Genomic DNA, 19,769 nt, shown 5'->3' with positions numbered 1-19,769 from the left:
CCGACGGCCGCATCGTCGACGAACTCGCCGGCCCCACCGCCGACACCGTCCTGGACCGCATGCGCCGCTTCGACGCCAAGGGCCGCACCAGCTGACGCCCCGCCGCCAGCACCCCGCCCCTCCGCAGACCTCAGGACACCCCATGTATCGCACCGCACTGCGCAATGTGCTGGCCCACAAGGGCCGACTCCTGATGACGGCACTGGCCGTCATGCTGGGCACCGCCTTCGTCGCCGGCACCATGGTCTTCTCCGACACCTTCGGCAAGGCCATGCGGGACAGCAACTCCAAGAGCTACTCCGACGTGTCGGTCCAGATCGTCGACCGGGCGGCCGGCTCCGGCGCCTCCGCGCGCGAGAAGAGCGAGAAGAGCGCGGCCACCCTGACCGACGCCACCGTCCAGCAGCTCGGCGCGCTCCCCGGCACCGCCCACGCCCGCGGCGTGGTCAGCGGCTTCACCGGCGTCGCCGACAAGAGCGGCAACCTGATCGGCCAGGCCTGGTCCGCCAAGGGCGCCAACTTCGCGCCCGGCCCGGACGGCAAGGACACCCGCTACCCGATGGCCGAGGGCCAGGGCCCGAAGAACGCCAAGGAGATCGCCCTCGACCGGAAGACCGCCGACAAGGCCGGCTACAAGGTCGGCGACACCGTCCGGCTGGCCTCCAACGGCCCGGTCGTCGAGGCGAAGCTCACCGGCGTCTTCACCACCGACGACCCGGTGGTGAACACCGGCGGCACGCTCACCCTGTTCGACCGCGCCACCGCCCAGCAGCTGCTGCTGGAGCCAGGCCGCTACAGCAGCATCGTGCTCACCGCCAAGCCCGGCACCGCCGAGAGCGCGCTGCTCGCCGAGGCCGGGCCGAAGCTCCCGGCCGGCCAGCAGATCCACTCCGAGACCGGCCAGGAGCTCAAGGACGACGAGCAGAAGATGATCGAGAGCGGCACGTCGAGCATGCGCACCATGCTGCTCGCCTTCGCCGGGATCTCACTCTTCGTCGGCATCTTCATCATCGCCAACACCTTCACCATGCTGGTCGCCCAGCGCACCAAGGAGCTCGCCCTGCTGCGGGCGATCGGTGCCAGCCGCAAGCAGGTCACCCGGTCGGTGCTGATCGAGGCGCTGGCGATCGGCACCGTCTCGGCCCTCGCCGGTCTGGTGGCCGGTATCGGGATCGGCGCCGGGCTGCAGTCCCTGATCCACTCGCTGGACGACGGCATGCCCACCGGCTCGCTGGTGATCAAGCCGCTGACCGTGGCGGTCACCCTGGTGGTCGGCGTCCTGGTGACCGTCCTCTCCGCCCTGCTGCCCGCCATGCGCGCCTCCCGGATCGCCCCGGTGGCCGCGATGAGCAGCGGCGACCAGCCGAGCAGCCAGAAGAGCCTGGTGGTGCGCAACACCATCGGCTCGGTGCTGGCCGCCGGCGGCGGCGCGCTGATCGCCTACGGCGCCTCCACCGGCGACAGCGACGGCCGGGTGCCGGTCGCGTTCGGCGCCCTGCTGGCCCTGATCGGCATCTTCATCCTGCTGCCCCTGCTCTCCCGGCCGGTGATCGCCCTGGTCGGCCCGGTGCTCGGCAAGCTGTTCGGCACGCCCGGCAAGCTCGCCCGGCAGAACGCGGTGCGCAACCCGCGCCGTACCGCCGCCACCGCGGCCGCGCTGACCATCGGCCTGACCCTGGTCAGCGGCCTGACGGTGCTCGGCGCCTCGATCGGCGGTGCGATCGACAAGGCCGTCACCAGCACGATGAAGGCCGACTACGTGGTCTCGGCCGCGAACGGCATGAGCCTCTCCGAGAAGATCCCGGCCGAGATCGCCAAGACCCCCGGGGTGACGGCCGCCTCGGCGATGACCACCGTCTACTGGGAGCTGAACGGCAGCACCCGGGCGATCAGCGGCCTGGACCAGGACACCTTCGACAAGCTCGTCTCGGTGGACGTGACCAGCGGCTCCGCCGCCGCGCTCGGCCAGGGCAAGATCCTGGTCGACGAGGACGTCGCCAAGAAGAACGGCGTCACCGCCGGTTCGACCATGACGGTCACCTACCCCGACGAGTCCACCGGCCAGGTCACCGTCGGCGGCGTCTACAAGGCGGGCGGGATGCTCGGCCCGGTCCTGCTGGCCAACAGCGAGATCGTCAAGCACGAGCCCGCGCCCTACCTCAGCGACGTCCTGGTCAAGGGCGCCGACGGCGCGACCGACAAGCTGAAGCAGGCGCTCAAGGACGCCACCGGCGCCAACCCGGTGATCGAGGTCAAGTCCAAGCAGGACGTCCGGGACGACTTCAGCCAGATCATCACCTTCGCGCTCAACATGATGTACGGGCTGCTCGCGATGTCCGTGATCGTCGCGATCCTCGGGGTGATCAACACGCTGGCCATGTCGGTCTTCGAGCGCAAGCGCGAGATCGGGATGCTGCGGGCGATCGGCCTGGACCGCGGCGGCATCAAGCGGATGGTCCGGCTGGAGTCCGTGGTGATCTCGGTCTTCGGCGCCGGCATCGGCCTGCTGCTCGGTTGCTTCATGGCCTGGGCGATCAACGGCACGCTGAAGTCCAGCATGGCGGGCCTGACCACCGTCCTGCCGTTCGGCCAGCTGCTGCTCTTCCTCGCCCTGGCCGGCGTGGTCGGCCTGGTGGCGGCGATCTGGCCGGCCCGCCGGGCGTCCAAGCTGGACATCCTGGCGAGCATCAAGACCGACTGACGGACCGACGGGCGGGCGACGGACCGACCATCGGCCCACCGGCCCCGGGCACCACGCCCGGGGCCACCGTCCTGGGACGACCACGCACACCGACAACGAGAAGGCCCCTGCCCGAGGGTTCGGCAGGGGCCTTCTCGTACTTCTGTACTCCGCCCGGTCGCACTGGCCGGCTGAGCACCACGGAGGTCGTGGTCCGGCGACGCTGCCGGGCGGAGGGCCTCCGACTCATACCCCGGTGCTCCCACACCGGAGTCGCAGTCGCTTACTTGCTGGCGAGCTCCTTGTCGGCGGCCGGCTTGGCGGCCTCGACGGGCTTCGGCGCGGGCGCCGCAGCCTCCTGGAACGCCTCGAACGGCTTCTCCATCTGGGCCAGACCCACGGTCTCGCGCTTCAGGAACATCGCCAGCGTCCAGTCGGTGAACACGCGGACCTTGCGGTTCACGGTCGGGACCATGGCGCCGTGGTAGGCACGGTGGAACCACCAGGCCAGGCGGCCCTTCAGCTTGACCTTGCCGAAGAGGATCGCGACACCCTTGTGCAGGCCGAGACCGGCCACCGCACCGAGGTTCTTGTGCTTGTACTCCTTCTGCGGGAAGCCGCGCATACCGGAGATCACGTTGTCGCCGAGGACGACGGCCTGACGGCAGGCGTGCTGCGCGTTCGGCGGGCACCAGGCGCCCTCGCCGGAGGCGAGGTCCGGCACCTGGGCGTTGTCGCCGGCGGACCAGACGTAGTCGAAGCCCTGGACCTGGAGGGTCGCGGCGGTGTCGACGTGGCCGCGCGGGCCGAGCGGCAGGCCGAAGTTGGCCAGCACCGGGTTCGGCTTCACGCCGGCCGTCCACACGATGGTGGAGGCGTCGACCTCGACGCCGTTCTTCAGCACGACGTGCTGGTCGACGCAGGAGTCCATCGAGGTCTCGATGAAGACCTCGATGTTGCGCTCTTCGAGCTTCTCCTTGGTCCACAGACCGAGGTCCGGGCCCACCTCGGGGAGGATGCGGTTGGCCGCCTCCACCATGATGAAGCGCATGTCGTCGCGGCTGACGGTCTTGTAGATCTTGGCGGCGTCGCGCGCCATGTCCTCGATCTCGGCGATCGTCTCGACGCCGGCGAAGCCACCACCGATGACGACGAAGGTCAGGGCCTTGCGGCGGATCGCCTCGTCCGTGGTGGACTCGGCCTTGTCCAGCTGCGCCATGACGTGGTTCCGGAGGCTGATGGCCTCCTCGACCGTCTTCATGCCGATGCCGTGCTCCGCCAGACCCGGGATCGGGAAGGTGCGGGAGACCGAGCCGGTCGCGACGACCAGGTACTCGAAGGGCAGCTCGTACGAGTCGCCCGCCGCGGGCTGGATGGTCGCGACCTTGCGGGCGTGGTCCACACCGGTGACAGCACCGGTGAGCACCTCCGCCTTCTTCAGGGCGCTGCGCAGCGGCGCGACGAGGTTGCGGGGCGCGACGTTGCCGCCGGCCGCCTCGGGAAGGAAGGGCAGGTACGTCATGTACGACCGCGGGTCGACGACCGTGACGGTCGCTTCGCCGTAACGCATCTTCTTGAGGATGCGCATCGCGGCATACAGGCCGACGTAACCACCGCCGACAATGAGGATGCGAGGACGCTCCGTGGTGCTCATATCCGAAAGTATCCAGCACCGTCCGGAGCAGCATTCGTGAGCCCGCTCACAAGCTCCTGGACACCCCGTGCTACACTTCGCGGCCCTTTTCGCCGCCTGGGGCCATCACCTCACGACCCCCGGGACCCCTCGGTGAGCACGGGTGGCCGGACGGCCCGGCTGAGCTGCAACGATCCGTACTACGCCTGGGTTCCCGCGTGTGATTTCGATTTTCAAACCCGTACGGGTGCCCCGCCTGCGATCCAGCGGGCGCCACGCCGACCGAGCCTTCAGTCCCACATTTCGGACGTTGCGGGCACGCAGGCACGACGAATGGATGGATCGCCATGTGAAGAAATTCACGAACTTTCCTGCCCGACCCCGGGCGCGCCCCGGCCCCGGGCCCCGTCAGGGGGCTCCGGGGCCGGTCGGGTAAGGCCTGCAAGGGCTCAGGAGGCCATACTCCATGCGATGCCGTCCAGGATGTCGTGCTCACTGACGACCACCTCGGCGGCGCCGGTCCGCGCCATGATCTCCAGCAGCTCCAGCGCGCCGGCCGCGATGACGTCCACCCGGCCGGGGTGCATCGACGGGATGGCCGCCCGCTGGTCGTGGGTGGCGGCGAGCAGTTCGTCAGCGATCCGGGCCACCTGCTCACGGCTGATCCGCGAATGGTGGATCGCCTCGGAGTCGTACGCCGGCAGGTCCTGGGCGATCGCCGAGACCGTGGTGACCGTCCCGGCCAGGCCCACCAGGGTGGCCGCACCGGTCAGCGGGACGGCCTCCTCGGCCTTGTCCAGCTCGGCCCGGACGTGCGCCCGGGCCTCGGCGATCTGCTCCGCCGACGGCAGCTCGGCGCCGCCGAAGTGGCGCTCGGTCAGCCGGACGCAGCCGATGTCCACCGAGCGGGCCGCCTCGACGTCCGCCCCGCCCAGCACGAACTCGGTGGAGCCGCCACCGAGATCGAAGACGAGGTACGGCGCCGGGAACTGACCGCCGGTGAGCTCCTTGGTGGCACCGACGAAGGAGAGGTGCGCCTCCTCCTCGCCGCTGACGACCTCGGGCGAGACGCCCAGGATGTCGCGCACGCCCTTGGTGTACTCGTCGCTGTTCTCGGCGTCCCGGGAGGCGCTGGTGGCGACGAAGCGGATCCGGTCGGGGCCGACGCCGAAGCCGGAGATGACCTCCGCGTACTCGCGGCAGGCCGCGAACGTGCGGGCCAGCGCGTCCGGGTGCAGCCGGCCGGTCTTGTCCACACCCTGGCCCAGCCGGTTGATGATCATCCGGCGGTCGAGGTCGGTGATCGCCCCGGTCTGCGGGTCGAGGTCGGCGACCAGCAGGCGGATCGAGTTGGTGCCGCAGTCGATCGCGGCGACCCGGGTGGTGGTCATGCGCCGGCCTCCTCGGTGCCCTCGGCCGCGGCCGCCTTCTTGGCGGCGCGCTCGGCGGCCTTCTGCTCCTTGGCGGCGATCACCGCCGCGTGGTCCTGCTCCTTGGCCCGGTTGCGCGCGACCCGCTCACCGGCGGCCTCGACCTCGGCGGCGGAGACGCACGGGCCCTTGGCCCACCAGTCCTCCAGCATGCCGATCGCCTCGTCGCCGAGCGGGTTGACGCCCTCGCCGGCCGCCAGCGAGTGGCCGACCAGCACGTGCAGGCACTTCACCCGGTCCGGCATCCCGCCGGCGCTCGGGAAGCCCTCCAGCACCTCGATGGCGTCACGGCGGGCGATGTAGTCCTCGTGGGCCTTCTGGTAGGCGGCGGCCAGCTCCGGGTCCTCGGCGAGCCGGGCGGTCTGCTCCTTCATCACGCCGTCCGCCTCCAGGGTGCCGATCAGCGAGGCGGCCTTGGGGCAGGTCAGGTAGTACAGGGTCGGGAACGGCGTGCCGTCCGCGAGCCGGGGGGCCGTCTCCACGACGTCCGGGTTGCCGCAGGGGCAGCGGTGCGCCACGCCGCGCAGACCGCGCGGGACCCGGCCGAGCTGGGCGGCGATGGCCGCGACGTCGGCGTCGGAGACGGAGGGGTGGTTCTCAGTGGTCATGAGGGGAGCTGGCTCCAGCGGGGGGCAGGGGTGTCTGCGAAGGAAGGGGAGAGGGCGGGGCGAGGGCGGCGGTGTCGGCGGCGTCCACGGAGTCCCAGACGCTGGCGTACCAGGGCTTGGCGGCCTTCGCCGGAGCGGCGGCCACAGCGTCGGACGGGGCGGGCGAGGACACGGAGGACTTGGCGGCGCCCTGGCCGGCCGGGTCCACCGCAATGTACGGGGTCTCCCCCGGCATCGCGTAGTGCAGCCGCGAACGGGCCTGCGCCTTGACGTACTCCGGGTCCTGCCAGCGGGTCTTCTCCCGGCGCAGCTGCTCGACCTGCTGCCGGGCGTGTTCGGCCTTCGCCCGCTGGGCGGAGATCTCGGAGCGCTGGGAGATGAACTGCCGGGTCGGGTAGGCCAGGATCGCCACCAGCGAGCAGAGCACCAGGACGAGGACGGTCGCCCGGCTCGTGAAGCGAGGCCGGGCCGCCAAGCCCGGGATCCTCCAGCCTGCCATCTCCCGTATCCCCTCCTGGTCGCGCCGGTGCCCCGCCGTCCACCCTACGGGGTGAACGGCGGGGCACCGGTCAGGCTTGCGCCGGCGGGCGCGGTCAGCCCTCGTGCTTACCGTGCTGACTACGCCGCCTCAGCGCGCTGGCCACTCCGCGGAGCGACTGTGCTGTCATTCCGCAGAGCGACTGTGCTGTCATTCCGCGGAGCGGAAGCGCGGGAAGGCGCCGCGGCCGGCGTACTCGGCGGCGTCGTCGAGGATCTCCTCGATGCGCAGCAGCTGGTTGTACTTGGCGACGCGCTCGGAGCGGGCCGGGGCACCGGTCTTGATCTGGCCGCAGTTGGTGGCGACGGCCAGGTCGGCGATGGTGACGTCCTCGGTCTCGCCGGAACGGTGCGACATCATGCAGCGGTAGCCGTTGCGCTGGGCCAGCTCGACGGCGTCCAGGGTCTCGGTCAGCGAACCGATCTGGTTCACCTTGACCAGCAGCGCGTTGGCGGTGCCGGTCTCGATGCCCTTGGCCAGGCGGGCCGGGTTGGTGACGAACAGGTCGTCGCCGACCAGCTGGACCTTGTCGCCCAGCTTGACGGTCATGGCCTTCCAGCCGTCCCAGTCCGACTCGTCCAGCGGGTCCTCGATGGAGACCAGCGGGTACGAGGCGACCAGCTCGGCGTAGTACTCGATGAGCTCGGCGGCGGTGAGCGCCTTGCCCTCGAACTGGTAGGCACCGTCCTCGTAGAACTCGGAGGCGGCGACGTCCAGCGCCAGCGCGATGTCGCGGCCGGGCACGTAGCCCGCCTTCTGGATGGCCTCGGTGATGAGGTCCAGGGCCTCGCGGTTGCTGTCCAGGTTCGGCGCGAAGCCGCCCTCGTCGCCGAGGCCGGTGGAGAGGCCGCGCTCCTTCAGGACGCCCTTGAGGGTGTGGTAGACCTCGACGCCCCAGCGGACGGCCTCGGAGAAGGACTCCGCGCCGATCGGGGCGATCATGAACTCCTGGATGTCGACGTTGGAGTCCGCGTGCGAGCCGCCGTTGAGGATGTTCATCATCGGGACCGGCAGGACGTGCGCGTTCGGGCCGCCCAGGTAGCGGAACAGCGGCAGGTCGCTGGCCTCGGAGGCGGCGTGCGCGACGGCCAGCGAGACGCCCAGGATGGCGTTGGCGCCGAGCGAGGACTTGTCCGGGGTGGCGTCCAGGTCGAGCATGGCCTGGTCGATCAGGCGCTGCTCGGTGGCGTCGTAGCCGACCAGCTCCGGGCCGATCTGCTCGATGACGGCCAGGACGGCCTTCTCGACGCCCTTGCCGAAGTAGCGGTTCTTGTCACCGTCGCGCAGCTCCAGGGCCTCGAAGGCACCGGTAGAGGCACCCGACGGGACAGCGGCACGGCCGGTGCTGCCGTCGTCGAGGCCGACCTCGACCTCGACCGTGGGGTTGCCACGCGAGTCGAGAATCTCACGGGCTACGACGACATCGATGGACGGCACGAGGCATCTCCTAGCGGAAGCAGGTTCGACTGACGGTGGGTGCTGTCGGACGAACGATTGCGGAGTCGTTACGACCAGAGCCTAACCGCACGGGCTCTCGGGGCCACGTTGACCTCGGTCCCGTCTCAGCGTGTGGCCCTACTACCCCCCGGTAGTTCACCTGGTTGCCCCATGAAAGGCGACCAGATGTGGACGAAGAGGGCCGAATCCGGCCCCCTTCGTCGAATCACCGTGAAGGCGGGGCCGCTCAGCCGAGGTTGAGCACCTGGCCGGGCAGGATCAGGTTCGGGTCGGTGCCGACGGTGCCGCGGTTGCCGTCGTACAGCGACTGCCAGCCGCCGGAGACGCCCTGGGTGGCGGCGATGCCGGCCAGCGTGTCGCCGGACTGGACGGTGTAGCCGTGGCCGGCGCGCTGCTGGGCGACCGGGGCGCTCGGCGCGGCCGGAGCGCTCTGGGCGGCGTGGGCGTCCTGGCTCGCGTCCTGGCTCGCGGCCTGGCCGGCGAACTGCTGGTAGACGCTCGGGTGGCTGGTCCAGTACCAACCGCCGTTGTTCTGGTACCAGTACACCTTGGCCTCGGCATCCCAGCCGGCGTGGCCGGAGAAGCCCGGGGCCTGGGTCTCCTGCTGCGCGTACGGCTGGGTCTGCTGCTGGGCGTGCGACTGGGCGGCGGGCTTCTGGGCCTGCTGCTGGACCGGCTGCTGCGCGGGCTTCGGCTGGGCCGGCTTCGGCGCGGCGGGCTTGGCATCCGAGGAGGCGTCGACCGAGGCCGGGGCACCGCCCTTGCTCAGGCCGGCCTTCTGCGAGCAGACCGGCCAGGCGCCCGGGCCCTGCGAGGCGAGGACCTTCTCGGCGACCGAGATCTGCTGGGCCCTGCTGGCCTGGTTGGCCTGCGGCGCGTACGAGGTGCCGCCGTACGCCTTCCACGTGCTGGAGGTGAACTGCAGACCGCCGTAGAAGCCGTTGCCCGTGTTGATGCTCCAGTTGCCGCCGCTCTCGCACTGGGCGACCGAGTCCCAGGTCGAGACGGGGGCAGCCGAGGCGCCGGTGGCGGTGAGGATCGGCATCGCGAGTCCGACGCCGGCCACGCCGGCGACGGCGATGGCCTTCTCGGTCTGGGTGCGACGACGGTGACGGCCGGTTCCAACGAACAGCATGACGAGGTCCCTCTCCGCACGCCTGCGAGGTGAGCTGTCGGGTTCGGACCGGGAGGTGGCCCGGCCGCGTCACGCGGAAAGCTTTCTGCCCGCGTGGGCGGCTTCACCCCAAGCCGTGGGGGACGGCAACAAACCTGGTTCCCCCGCCCCTGCCCAGGGTCTGGTCGGTTTCCCGTGACGCGGCGGGCAGGATTCGGCGTTCCGCGCACGAGGTCCGCAGCTGCGAACTCCACGGAGGGTAGACAGATCCTCTTACCAATCACAAGCTCATATCGCCGATATCACACAGAAATTACGGCGCGTGGTCGATCGCCCACCAACGGCGGCGGTATGTCCGGGTTGATGGTGATTCAATCCCCCAGTTGCGGCGTGTCGGAGACGCCCCATCAGTGTGTCGAGGTCTCAGACCGTGACATCTGAGACTCCGGCAGACGGTTCTGCGGCAGCTCACGGAGGGGTTGTCAGCTTGTGGCGAGCTTCTTCTCGGGACTGAATTCGACCGGAAGTTCGCGAAGTCCACGCATGATCAGGCCACCTCGCCAGCGCAGATTCTCCGGGCTTTCGGCAAGCCGCAGATCGGGCAGCCGGGTGAGCAGGGTGGCCAGCGCCGCCCGGCCCTCCAGCCTGGCCAGCGGGGCACCGATGCAGTAGTGGATGCCGTGCCCGAAGCCCAGGTGGGGGTTGTCCGTCCGGGCCAGGTCGAGGGTGTTCTCGGCGGCGAACCGCGCCGGGTCCCGGTCCGCCGCCGCGAGCACCACCAGCACCGGATCGCCGACCGGGATGTCCACTCCGCCGATGGTCAGCGGGCTGGTCGCGAACCGCCAGGTGGCCAGCTCCACCGGCCCGTCGTAGCGCAGGAGTTCCTCGATCCCGGTCTCCAGCAGGGCGCTCTCGCCGCGGGCGACCGAGTCCTGCAACAACGCCCGCTGGTCCGGGTTGCGCAGCAGCGCGTAGGTGCCGTTGCCGATCAGGTTGACGGTCGTCTCGAAGCCGGCGAAGAGGAGGATGAAGGCCATCGCCGCGGCCTCGTTCTCGGTGAGGTGCTCGCCGTGGTCGCTGGCCCGGATCAGGCCGGAGATCAGGTCGTCGCCGAGGTCCGCCCGCTTGCGGTGGATCAGCTCCGCCAGGTACGCGCGAATCCGCTTGACCGCCCGCCCCACGCCGCCGCGCTGCCCCCCGCCCTGGCCCGGCCTGGTGTGGCGCACCATCATGCCCGCCCAGTCACGGAAGTCGTCCTGGTCCTCGGCCGGCACGCCGAGCAGGTCGCAGATCGCGTAGATGGGGAGGGGGAAGGCGAACTCGTGGATCAGGTCGGCGCTGCCGCGCTCCGCGAAACCGTCGATCAGCCGGTCGGTGAGCTGCTGCACCCGCGGCTCGAACTCGGCCACCCGGCGGGGCGTGAACGCCTTCGACACCAGGCGCCGCAGCCGGGTGTGGTCCGGCGGGTCGATGTTCAGCAGATGCGTCATCAGGTCGGCCTGGCGTTCGCCCGGGATGCCGACCCTGCCGGTGCGGTGGGCCTGCTCGCTGTGGTGGACCGGATTCTTGGAGAGCCGGCCGTCGGCGAGCGCCTGCCGGGCATCCGCGTACCTGGTCACCAGCCACGCCTCCACCCCGCTCGGCAGGGTGGTGCGGTGCACCGGCTCGTGCTCCCGCAGCCACGCGTACGCCGGGTACGGGTCGGCGGCGAAGTCCCAGGTGAAGAGCGGCGGGCGGGCGGAATCGGGCTGAACTGGCATGCGTCGACGGTATCCGGTGGGGATCGGCGAGGTTCCCCTGCCGGGCCGGTCGGCCACCGGGCCGCGGCGGGGCGGTTCCCGGCCCGCACTCGGCGGGTTCTCGGCGTGGCAGGCGTGAGCCTGGTCACCTGAGGGGTAATCCCTGTTGCGGAGGGTCAGGACAAGCCTACGATCCTCCGCAAAGCAACACGTGGGCGCCGGTGCGGAGCCGCCCACAGGGAGGAGCGCACCATGCGGGTCACCGGGGCAGTCGTGGTCATCGCCGTACTCGACGGCGGGTCGGGTGCCGATCTCGCACGCCGCTTCACCGCCGCCGGCGCCGTCGGCGTGCTCGTCGCCGACCAGCGGGAAGGCATCGCCGAGGACCTCGCCGCCGAGCTCGACCGGCCGGGCTGCCCGGTCGTCGGCGTCTGCGGCGACATCCGCCGGCCCAGCGACGTCGCCGCCCTGGTCGACACCGCCGAGAAGCACCTCGGACCGATCGACCTGTTCTGCGTGGCCGGCCCGGACGGCGAGCGGATCGTCTCCCTCGCCGAGCTGCCCGACCACCTCGACCTGGAGCGGCTCGCCGAGCTCCTCGCGCTGGTCGGCGAGGCCATCGGCGAGGTCGTGATACCGCAGCAGCGCCGGCCGGTGGAGGACGTGGCGACGGTCTGACCCGACCGGCCCCGGGAAGGGAGTCGGGGCCGCCCGGGGTCGCCCGGGTTGGTCCGGGGGTCGCCCCGGGACTGGTGCGGCGTTCGCCCGGGCCGGTCCGGCCTCAGTCCTTCGGCTTGAGCCCCTCGGCGCCGCGGACGGCGTCCCGGTACTCGCGCGCGGCCGCCCGCAGCGCGGCGTCCACGTCCACCCCCGCGTCGTGCGCCCGCTGCGCCACGGCGAGCAGCAGCCTGCCCGCCGACTCCGCGGTGAGCTCCGCCGGCAGCTCGTACGGCGCGTCCGGCACGCCCGCCACCCCGGACCGGCGCACCCGCGACACCAGCTTCGCCGCGTACGCCAGCGACGGCAGCCCGGCCGGCACACCGTCCAGCACCGACTCGCGATCCGACTTCTCGGCCGCCTTCAGCGCCTCCCAGTTCGCCTCCACCTCGGCGGCGCCCTCGGCCTCGGTGTCCCCGAACACGTGCGGGTGGCGGTACATCAGCTTCTCGACGATGTCCCCCGCCACGTCGTCGATCGAGAAGGCGTCGGTGGGGTGCTCCTCGGCGATCCGCGAGTGGAAGAAGACCTGGAGCAGGACGTCGCCCAGCTCCTCGCGGAGCGTCTCGCGGTCCCCCTCCTCGATCGCCTCGACCAGCTCGAACGCCTCCTCGACCAGGTACTTCACCAGGCTGGCATGGGTCTGCTCGGCATCCCAGGGGCAGCCGCCGGGCGAGCGCAGGCGGTCCATCACCGAGACCAGGTCCAGCAGGCGCGCACCCGGCAGGTCGTACGAGCCCGGCAGCACCTCGATCTCGGGCACCTCGCCCGCGTGCTCCACCGCGAGGCGCGCCAGCGCGTCGGTCAGCCCGGGGTCGCCGTCCGGGCTGCCCAGCCAGACCGTCGGGCCCGCCCCGGCCGGCTGCTCGGCCGGCAGCTCGGTCAGCAGGCGCGCCAGCGCCGGCGCCGAACCGGGCGGCACGACCTCCACCTCGACCCCGGCCTGCCGCACCGCCGCCAGCTGCGGATTCCCGGCGTCCCCCGCCAGCACCCGCCCCGCCGACCGCAAGGCCTCCCACGCCGGCCACGCCAGCAGACCGGGGGCCACCCGGTGGGTGGTGGTGAGCAGGATCAACTTCGCGCCCGGAGAATTCGTCACACTCCGAACCTACCCGCCCCCGACCGCGGCCCGCCTCTGCGTTTCCCGGGGGCGCCGGTGGTCGGGCCGGGCACCGCGGCTCCCGTTCCCCGGCGTCGAAGCCCGCCCGACCTCCAGTGCCGCGCACCCCACGTCCGCACCCCACCACCCACGCGCGCCGCCACTCCGACAGCACGCCCGCGCGCAAAGTCCGTCCACCCGACTCCCTGTGCCGCACCTCTCTCCCCCCGCACGGAAGACTCAGGGGGCCAGCCAGAGCGGGGCGTCGGGGAGGAGGGCGACCTGGTCGGGGTTCCAGGTGCCGTAGCGGGGGTTGATGTGCAGGTGGAGGGCGTTGGCAGCGGCGGCCAGGGCGAGGCGGACGGTGGTGTCGCCCGCCGGGGTGTCGGCGTTCTGGCCGGCTGCGGCGGCGAGGCGGGTGACGCCCAGCCGGCGGCGGTAGTAGTCGTCGATCCCGCTGCCCGGTACGCCCCGGGCGGCCAGGACCCGGGCGAGCGGTCCGGCCCCGCCGTACCTGTCCTCGTCCGCCGCGCGGGCCGCCGCCACCTCGGCGTTGCCGACCGCCGGCCCGCGGTCGGCCACCGCGCGGGCGACCACCGCGTCGAGCACCAGGTCGGAGACGGCCCGCCGGACCAGCCCGTCCGGCTGCTGCCGGGCGTCCGCCGAGGCGCCGCCGGGGGCGTGCCGCAGCTCCGCGACCCGGGCCTCGACCGCGCCCACCGGGATCCGCCGGCCGTCCAGGACCGCCGCCGTGCCCGGTGTGAGCCCGTCGCCCCCGCACGCGGCCAGCGCCGAGACGGCGAGCAGGACGCCCGCGGCAGCGGTCCGACGGTGCATGGCTGGTCTCCGGGGTGAGGGTGGCGCGCGACGGGGTGATCCGGTGAGGGGCCGGGCGTTGTCCCGAGGGTAGGGCGGGCGGGGCCGGGTCGCGCGGACCGTGGCCCGAACGGGTCACCCGCACAGGGCACACCGGCCGTCAACCCTGACGATCGTCCAGGTCGCCCCCTTACTTTCGGGTCGGGCGGCCACCCGCCCGCCGCTCCTACCGTCCTGGTCATGAGGAACACGGTCAGGAGAAAAGCGGTCGGAACGACGGGCACCCGGGTGGCCGGCGCCGTGGCGCTGCTGGCAGCGGGCAGCGGCGTGGTCGGGTGGCTGGCGCCGGGGCGCGGCGGTGAGGGCGCGCCGGTCCGGGTGGTCGACGGCCCGTCCGCCACCGGTTACCGGCGGGTGGCGGACGCCGTCGCCGACGCCCCGCACTGGCTGGCCTCGCTGCTGGAGCCCGCCACCGAGGCCGGCCTGCTGGTGCTGGGCCTGCTGCTGGCGCTCTGTTGGTGGTCGGCGCGCGGTCGGCGGGCCGCCGACGTGGTCGCGGGGGTCGTGCTCACCGGCCTCGGCACGGTGCTCGCGTACGGGGCGAGCGAGGTGCTGAAGGTGGTGATCGACGAGGAGCGCCCCTGCCGGGCGCTGCTCGGCACAGCGACGGCGTCGGCACGGTCGGCCGTCGCCGAATGCCCGCCGCCGGGCGACTGGTCGTTCCCGAGCAACCACGCGACGCTGGCCGTCGCCCTCGCGACCGGCCTGGTGCTGTTGCGCCCGCGCTGGGCCCTGCTGGTCGTCCCGGCCGGCGGCTTGACGGCCGCGCTGCGGGTGGCCGCGGGCATGCACTACCCGCACGACGTGGTCGCCGGCGCCGCCCTGGGCGCAGCCGTCACGGGCGCGGTGGTCGTCGCCCTGCTACCGCTCGCGACGACCGCGGTGGCCGCGCTGGCCGGCGTGCGCGTCCTGGGGCCCCTGCTGGTGGGGCCCCAGCCGCCCATACCCTCCGCGTCAGGTGCGCGGACCGCCCGCGCACTCCCCGCCGAGGGTCAGGCCGGCCTCATGGGCGAGGACGGCGGCGGCCGCCCGGTTGGGCACGCCGAGCCGCAGCAGGATGGAGCTCACATGGGCTTTCACGGTCCCTTCCACCACCCCGATCCGGCGGGCGATCTGGCCGTTCGAGAGCCCGGCGGCGATCAGCGTCAGCACGTCCCGTTCCCGGGTGGTCAGCGCGGCCACCTGTTCCCGGGCGGAGGCGCGCCGGTCGGCCGGCCCGCCGGCCCCGGCGGAGGCCAGGTGGGCGACCACCCGCGCGGCCACCTTGGGTGAGAGGTAGGCGGCGCCGTCCGCGACCGCCCGGACGCCCGCGATCAGCTCCTCGGGCTCGCCGGACTTGATCAGGAAGCCGTTGGCGCCACCGCCGAGGGCCCGCAGGATGTAGTCGTCCTCCCCGAAGGTCGTCAACATGACGATCCCGGTGACGGCGCCGGTCCTGCGGATCTCGGCGGCGGCGGTGATGCCGTCCGCACCGGGCATCCGGATGTCCAGCACGGCGACGTCCGGCCGGTGCCGCCGGACCAGCTCGACGGCGTCCCTGCCGTCCCCGGTCTCGGCGACGATCTCGATGCCCGGATCGGTGGCGAGCACCGCGCGGATACCGGCGCGCACCATCGGTTCGTCGTCGGCGATCAGCACGCGGATCGGTGCGGCGGTCGTGTCCCGCTCCCCGCCGCTCATCCGGCCCTCACGAGACCAGGGCTTCCAGGGAGATCAGCACGTCCCCCTGGAAGCAGAGCCGGTAGGCGTCTCCGGAGCGGTCGTTGTTGAACGGCTGGGCCGTGATGGCGTAGTACTCGCACGTCACACCTTCTCCCCGGGGTGGCGGGTTCCCTGCCGACGGATGGTACGGAAACTGACGGTCCGGCAGAAATCGCTGCACCGTGGCGCGGTCCTGGCCGACCCGGAGCAGCGCGTAGTCCGCCGGGTCCAGCACGGCGCGGCCGGCGGTGTAGATCGTCCAGCCTCGCAGGACGGTGGTCAGCACCAGCACGGTGGCCAGCGGCACCAGGACGACCGCCGCCATCATCCGGCCCACCCGGCGGCGGGCGTGCCGCATCTCCCGGGCCGGTGACACGGTGCCAGGCCCGGTGACCGCGGCCGCGGGGGCACCGGAGCGCGGGAGGTGGGCGGAGACCTCGTACCCGCCGCCGTCGGCACGGGGCCCGTGGCCGAAGGTGCCGCCCGCCAGTCTGACCCGCTCGGCCAGGCCGATCAGGCCCCGGCCGCCACCACCGCCACGGCCCGGCGCGCCCTCCGGGCCCACCGGTGACGGACCGTTCACCACCAGGACGCGGGCACCGTCCGGTGAGTGGGTCACCCGCACCGTGACCGGCGCCCGCGGGGCGTGCTTGGCCGCGTTGGTCAGCGCCTCCTGGACCACCCGGTACGCGGCGTGCTCGGCCGCGCGCGGCAGGCCGTCCGTCTCGCCGGTGACGACCAGCCGGACGTCCAGGCCGGCCGCGGCCGCCTCCTCGACCAGCCGGTCGACGCCCGCGTCGGCCGGCCCCCGGGCGGATGCCTCGTCCGCATCGTCACGCAGGATTCCGATCACCTCGGCCAGGCGTTCCACGGCCGCGCCGGCGCCCGCCCGGATCTCCTGGGCCGCCTCCCGGTGCGGCGGGGCCAGGTCGGGCGCCAGCTTCAGGGCGCCGGCCCGCAGGGCGATCAGGCTCAGGTCGTGGCCGAGCGCGTCGTGCATGTCCTGCGCGATCCGGGCCCGCTCACGCAGCCGGGCCTGCTCGGCCACCAGCTGCTGCTCGCGCTCCAGCCGCTCCGCCCGCTCCCAGCCGGCCCGCACCAGCTCCTGCGACTGCCGCCAGAACCGGCCCACCATCCAGGGCCCCATACCGGCGCAGACCACCAGGGAAAGGAACGACGTCCCCGGCACCATCCACGCCGGCACCAGCAACGCCGCCGGCACCGCGACGGCGACCACGACGGCCAGCACCACCGCCGCGGGCCGCACCCGCTCCATCCGCCGCCCGGCCAGGAACGCCGCACCGATCGCCGGCACGGCCCACCAGATGCTCACCACGCTCAGCCCGATCGCCACCGCGGCACCCACCAGCAGCCCACCGTCGAACCATCCACTCCACCGCTGTCCACTCCTCCACACGGGTACGACCCTACGGAGGCCGGGCGCGGCACCGAATCCGCCGAAAGTCATGCCTCCGCACAGGAAGTCGGTCGGGCCGGCTTCCTGCTCCTCGTCGCATCGACGAGACCGGCGGTGGGTGGCTCCGCAGCGGGGTGCTCCCTGAGCGGTCGCAGGGCAGCCCCCGGGTCGACCGGGTGAAGTGCCCGGTTGGCGGCCCGGGGTGAGGACCCGGCTGGACGGCGGGGTGCCCGGCCACGGGCGGGAGGGTCAGTGCCAGGGGGTGCTGCGGGGGTCGGGGTTGTTGGTGGTGCGGTGGGTTTGCAGGGTGTCGAGGGTCTGGCGGAGGCGGCGGACGGCCGGGTGGTGCGGGCCGTCGCGGCGCTCGCGGTCGAAGAGGAGTTGGAGCAGCCACTGCCACGCCGCCTCGACGTCGCCGCCCGCCGTGAGCAGGGCGCCGATCCGCTCGCGTACGTCGAAGGCCCGGTCCGGGTCGGGGCCCCGTCCGGTGGTGAGCAGCGCCCGGTACTCGGCGAGCGCCTCCGGGCCCCGGCCGAGCCGGTCCAGGCACTCGGCGGCCCGGTAGCGGTGCTCCAGGGCCTGCGGGCCGTGCGGGCCGCCCTCCGCGGTGGCGGCGAGCAGCCGGTACTCGGGGAGCGCCTGCTGGTAGCGGTGCTCCTGGTGGAGCGTGCGGGCGTGGATGGTCCGGATGGTGCGGACGAGCGGTGCGTCGTCGCCGAGTTCGGCCCGGGCGCGGGGCAGCAGTGTCGCGGCGAGGTCGAGTACTTCGGCGCGCCGGCCGGCGTCGACCAGGTCGGAGAGGCGGGCGCAGGCGGCGGCCAGGTCCGGCTCGCCCGGCGAGGAGGGTGGAGCGGCCAAGGGAGCAGCGGGCGCGGGCACCGCCGCCATCAGGAACGGGTGCGGCTCCACGCGCGGGGCGGGCGGTACGGCGGCCGGTACCGGCGCCGCTGCCGTCTCCTCGGGCCGGGGCTGCGGCTGGTGGGGGTGGCGGTACGGGCGGGTGGGGTCGGGCAGCGGGCCGTACCGGGGTTGCGGGGCGGGTACGGCCGAGGGGAGCAACGGGAGCAGCCGCGCGTAGACCTGCTGGGCGTGGGCCGGACGGTCGGCGGGCTGCTTGGCGAGGAGGTCCAGGACCAGCCGTTCGAGCGGTTCCGGGACCTCGGGCCGGAGGTCGCGCAGTGGTACGGGCGGTTCGTCGACGTGCCGCCGCAGCACGCCGAGCGCGCTGGGCGCGCGGAACGGCTCCTCACCGGTGAGCATCGCGTGCAGCAGGCAGCCGAGCGCGTAGAGGTCGCTGCGCGGGTCGATGGTGGCGGCGAGCGCCTGCTCGGGGGCCATGTAGGAGGGGCTGCCGATGGGGACGCCGGTCAGGGTGAGGCGGGTGGCCTCGGTGTCGAGCGCGGTGGCGATGCCGAGGTCGAGCAGGATGGTCCGGCCGTCGTCCCGGACCATCACGTTGCTGGGCTTGAGGTCGCGATGGACGACCGGCACGGCGTGGACGGCGGCCAGCGCCGCGCAGAGCTGGGCGGCGACGGCGACGGCGCGCTCGACCGGGAACGGCGAGTCCTCGGCGATCAGGTCGGCCAGGCTGACGCCCGGGACCCGCTGCATCACGAGGTACAGCTCGCCGTCGTCCTCGTCCTCGCCCGCGTCGAAGACGGTGACCAGACCGGGGTGCTCGAGGGCGGCGGTGATCCGGCATTCGCGCAGGAAGCGGCGGCGGAGCTCGTCGCCGTGGCGGCGGCGTTCGGTGTCACCGTCACCGTCACCGCCACCGCTGCCGGACGGGTCGGCGGGGAGGAGCTGGTCGGTGCGGAGCAGCTTGACGGCGACCGGGCGGTCCAGCCGTTCGTCGTAACCGCCCCAGACCTGGCCCATCCCGCCGTGGCCGATCTTCTCGGCCAGCCGGTAGCGGCCGCCGATCACCCGGGCGGAGGTCACGGCCGACCGCCGTCGCGGGCCTGACGGCGCAGCAGTTCACCCAGCTCGCGCAGCTCGTCGCCGGTCGCGGGGGCGGCTCCGGGAGCGGGCGGCCCGGCGACGGGCCCGGCTCCGGGGACGGGCCCAGGAGCAGGGGTCGCGTACCCGGGCGCCGGGGTGTGGCCGTACGGCGCGTACGGCGCAGCGGGCACGCCCGACGCGGCGGTCGGCGGCGCGGCCTGCGTGGCGGGCGGCGCGTAGTAGGCCGCCGGGGCGGGCGGCTTGGGGCGGCCGGCCTCCCAGATCATCCGCAGGTCCATCACCAGGAAGTGCAGCGGCGCGCCCAGCCACATCAGCACCATCGCCACCATGCCGATGGTGTCCGCGGTGGGCGCCTTGGTGCCGCCGGCGACGCCCGCGCAGACCAGGTAGGTGAGGAACAGCCCGACGAAGACCACCGCACCGACGATGTCGTACGCCCGCCGCCGGCGGATCGCCAGCAACAGCGAGGGGATCACACCGAGCAGACCGATGGTCACCAGCGGGACGAGGGACCACAGCACGCGGCCGAGCACGCCGAACGGACCGGCGGCCATCCCCGGGCGCAGCACCGGAACGGGCTGGGTCGGGTAAGGCTGGGCCGAGTAAGGCTGGCCGGGGTAGGGCTGGGCGCCGTACGGAGCCCCGCCGGGTATGCCGTTGTGGGGCGCGCCACCGGGGAACGCGCCGCCGGGCGGTGGTCCGAACTGCCCGGGGTACTGCCCTGACATGTGCGCTCCTGAGCGGGTGAGAACGGCGGCCGGCCGCGGTACGGACGAACCCCGCACACCGTACCGCCC

Annotated in this window: 15 protein-coding genes, 2 pseudogenes and 1 riboswitch; of the genes and pseudogenes, 4 read left to right on the top strand and 13 right to left on the bottom strand. The window is 73.1% G+C overall.

Features of this window, described 5'->3' with window-relative positions; translation table 11 throughout:
* Positions 1-95, top strand: a pseudogene (locus ACZ6NC_RS30150) (ABC transporter ATP-binding protein); the annotation flags it as partial.
* 47 nt (positions 96-142) lie between these two features.
* The gene (locus ACZ6NC_RS30145) at positions 143-2,701 is read left to right on the top strand and encodes an ABC transporter permease (protein ID WP_465736996.1); all 2,559 of its coding nucleotides are present in this window, start codon (positions 143-145) and stop codon (positions 2,699-2,701) included.
* Between the two features lie 262 nt (positions 2,702-2,963).
* On the opposite strand, the gene ACZ6NC_RS30140 is transcribed toward ACZ6NC_RS30145, so the two are convergent.
* The 7 genes from ACZ6NC_RS30140 to ACZ6NC_RS30110 form a co-directional block, all read right to left on the bottom strand.
* Complete coding sequence (locus ACZ6NC_RS30140) at positions 2,964-4,334, bottom strand: NAD(P)/FAD-dependent oxidoreductase (protein WP_465736995.1); 1,371 nt, start codon at positions 4,332-4,334, stop codon at positions 2,964-2,966.
* A 428-nt stretch (positions 4,335-4,762) separates the two neighbouring features.
* Positions 4,763-5,704 carry a Ppx/GppA phosphatase family protein gene (locus ACZ6NC_RS30135; RefSeq protein ID WP_465736993.1) on the bottom strand — a complete coding sequence of 314 codons (942 nt, stop codon included), beginning with the start codon at positions 5,702-5,704 and terminating at the stop codon, positions 4,763-4,765.
* A complete protein-coding gene (locus tag ACZ6NC_RS30130) occupies positions 5,701-6,351 on the bottom strand; it encodes a DUF501 domain-containing protein (protein WP_465736991.1) in 651 nt (216 codons plus the stop codon). The genes ACZ6NC_RS30135 and ACZ6NC_RS30130 overlap by 4 nt, the downstream gene beginning before the upstream one ends.
* On the bottom strand, positions 6,341-6,826 hold the full coding sequence (locus tag ACZ6NC_RS30125) for an FtsB family cell division protein (RefSeq protein ID WP_465736989.1): 486 nt from the start codon (positions 6,824-6,826) through the stop codon (positions 6,341-6,343). Before ACZ6NC_RS30125 ends, ACZ6NC_RS30130 begins: the two co-directional genes overlap by 11 nt.
* 213 nt (positions 6,827-7,039) lie before the next feature.
* Complete coding sequence (eno, locus tag ACZ6NC_RS30120) at positions 7,040-8,326, bottom strand: phosphopyruvate hydratase (RefSeq protein WP_465736987.1); 1,287 nt, start codon at positions 8,324-8,326, stop codon at positions 7,040-7,042.
* A 247-nt stretch (positions 8,327-8,573) separates the two neighbouring features.
* A complete protein-coding gene (locus ACZ6NC_RS30115) occupies positions 8,574-9,482 on the bottom strand; it encodes a LysM peptidoglycan-binding domain-containing protein (RefSeq protein ID WP_465736985.1) in 909 nt (302 codons plus the stop codon).
* A gap of 5 nt (positions 9,483-9,487) precedes the next feature.
* Positions 9,488-9,658: riboswitch (cyclic di-AMP (ydaO/yuaA leader) on the bottom strand.
* Positions 9,659-9,943: 285 nt separating this feature from the next.
* Positions 9,944-11,221, bottom strand: coding sequence for a cytochrome P450 family protein (locus ACZ6NC_RS30110; protein ID WP_465736983.1), 1,278 nt, complete (start codon positions 11,219-11,221; stop codon positions 9,944-9,946).
* Between the two features lie 231 nt (positions 11,222-11,452).
* Between ACZ6NC_RS30110 and ACZ6NC_RS30105 the strand changes: the two genes are divergently transcribed.
* Positions 11,453-11,878, top strand: coding sequence for an SDR family NAD(P)-dependent oxidoreductase (locus ACZ6NC_RS30105; RefSeq protein ID WP_465736981.1), 426 nt, complete (start codon positions 11,453-11,455; stop codon positions 11,876-11,878).
* A 103-nt stretch (positions 11,879-11,981) separates the two neighbouring features.
* On the opposite strand, the gene ACZ6NC_RS30100 is transcribed toward ACZ6NC_RS30105, so the two are convergent.
* Together ACZ6NC_RS30100 and ACZ6NC_RS30095 are read right to left on the bottom strand one after the other, a co-directional pair.
* Positions 11,982-13,016 carry a nucleoside triphosphate pyrophosphohydrolase gene (locus tag ACZ6NC_RS30100; RefSeq protein WP_465736979.1) on the bottom strand — a complete coding sequence of 345 codons (1,035 nt, stop codon included), beginning with the start codon at positions 13,014-13,016 and terminating at the stop codon, positions 11,982-11,984.
* A gap of 240 nt (positions 13,017-13,256) precedes the next feature.
* A complete protein-coding gene (locus tag ACZ6NC_RS30095) occupies positions 13,257-13,853 on the bottom strand; it encodes a hypothetical protein (RefSeq protein ID WP_465736977.1) in 597 nt (198 codons plus the stop codon).
* Positions 13,854-14,072: 219 nt separating this feature from the next.
* Here ACZ6NC_RS30095 and ACZ6NC_RS30090 point away from each other — a divergent pair.
* A pseudogene (locus ACZ6NC_RS30090) lies at positions 14,073-14,687 on the top strand (phosphatase PAP2 family protein); the annotation flags it as partial.
* Between the two features lie 159 nt (positions 14,688-14,846).
* On the opposite strand, the gene ACZ6NC_RS30085 reads toward ACZ6NC_RS30090, so the two are convergent.
* The 4 genes from ACZ6NC_RS30085 to ACZ6NC_RS30070 all read right to left on the bottom strand — a co-directional run bounded on the left by ACZ6NC_RS30085 (position 14,847) and on the right by ACZ6NC_RS30070 (position 19,700).
* Complete coding sequence (locus ACZ6NC_RS30085) at positions 14,847-15,572, bottom strand: response regulator (RefSeq protein WP_465736975.1); 726 nt, start codon at positions 15,570-15,572, stop codon at positions 14,847-14,849.
* A 7-nt stretch (positions 15,573-15,579) separates the two neighbouring features.
* The gene (locus ACZ6NC_RS30080; RefSeq protein WP_465736973.1) at positions 15,580-17,010 is read right to left on the bottom strand and encodes a sensor histidine kinase; all 1,431 of its coding nucleotides are present in this window, start codon (positions 17,008-17,010) and stop codon (positions 15,580-15,582) included.
* 249 nt (positions 17,011-17,259) lie between these two features.
* Positions 17,260-18,951 (bottom strand): protein kinase domain-containing protein, encoded by a 1,692-nt coding sequence (locus ACZ6NC_RS30075; RefSeq protein ID WP_465736971.1) that lies wholly within the window; start codon positions 18,949-18,951, stop codon positions 17,260-17,262.
* The gene (locus ACZ6NC_RS30070) at positions 18,948-19,700 is read right to left on the bottom strand and encodes a hypothetical protein (RefSeq protein WP_465736969.1); all 753 of its coding nucleotides are present in this window, start codon (positions 19,698-19,700) and stop codon (positions 18,948-18,950) included. The genes ACZ6NC_RS30075 and ACZ6NC_RS30070 overlap by 4 nt, the downstream gene beginning before the upstream one ends.
* Positions 19,701-19,769: the final 69 nt, after the last annotated feature.

This window comes from Kitasatospora sp. NPDC041988 (assembly GCF_055588525.1).
This window is presented reverse-complemented; position numbering and strand designations above follow the sequence as displayed.

What these genes read in the sequence shown, in the direction of transcription:
- ACZ6NC_RS30145 (WP_465736996.1), top strand. Translation starts at nt 143, where the DNA reads ATGTATCGCACCGCACTGCGCAATGTGCTGGCCCACAAGGGCCGACTC.
- ACZ6NC_RS30140 (WP_465736995.1), bottom strand. Translation starts at nt 4,334, where the DNA reads ATGAGCACCACGGAGCGTCCTCGCATCCTCATTGTCGGCGGTGGTTAC.
- ACZ6NC_RS30135 (WP_465736993.1), bottom strand. Translation starts at nt 5,704, where the DNA reads ATGACCACCACCCGGGTCGCCGCGATCGACTGCGGCACCAACTCGATC.
- ACZ6NC_RS30130 (WP_465736991.1), bottom strand. Translation starts at nt 6,351, where the DNA reads ATGACCACTGAGAACCACCCCTCCGTCTCCGACGCCGACGTCGCGGCC.
- ACZ6NC_RS30115 (WP_465736985.1), bottom strand. Translation starts at nt 9,482, where the DNA reads ATGCTGTTCGTTGGAACCGGCCGTCACCGTCGTCGCACCCAGACCGAG.
- ACZ6NC_RS30110 (WP_465736983.1), bottom strand. Translation starts at nt 11,221, where the DNA reads ATGCCAGTTCAGCCCGATTCCGCCCGCCCGCCGCTCTTCACCTGGGAC.
- ACZ6NC_RS30105 (WP_465736981.1), top strand. Translation starts at nt 11,453, where the DNA reads ATGCGGGTCACCGGGGCAGTCGTGGTCATCGCCGTACTCGACGGCGGG.
- ACZ6NC_RS30095 (WP_465736977.1), bottom strand. Translation starts at nt 13,853, where the DNA reads ATGCACCGTCGGACCGCTGCCGCGGGCGTCCTGCTCGCCGTCTCGGCG.
- ACZ6NC_RS30085 (WP_465736975.1), bottom strand. Translation starts at nt 15,572, where the DNA reads ATGAGCGGCGGGGAGCGGGACACGACCGCCGCACCGATCCGCGTGCTG.
- ACZ6NC_RS30070 (WP_465736969.1), bottom strand. Translation starts at nt 19,700, where the DNA reads ATGTCAGGGCAGTACCCCGGGCAGTTCGGACCACCGCCCGGCGGCGCG.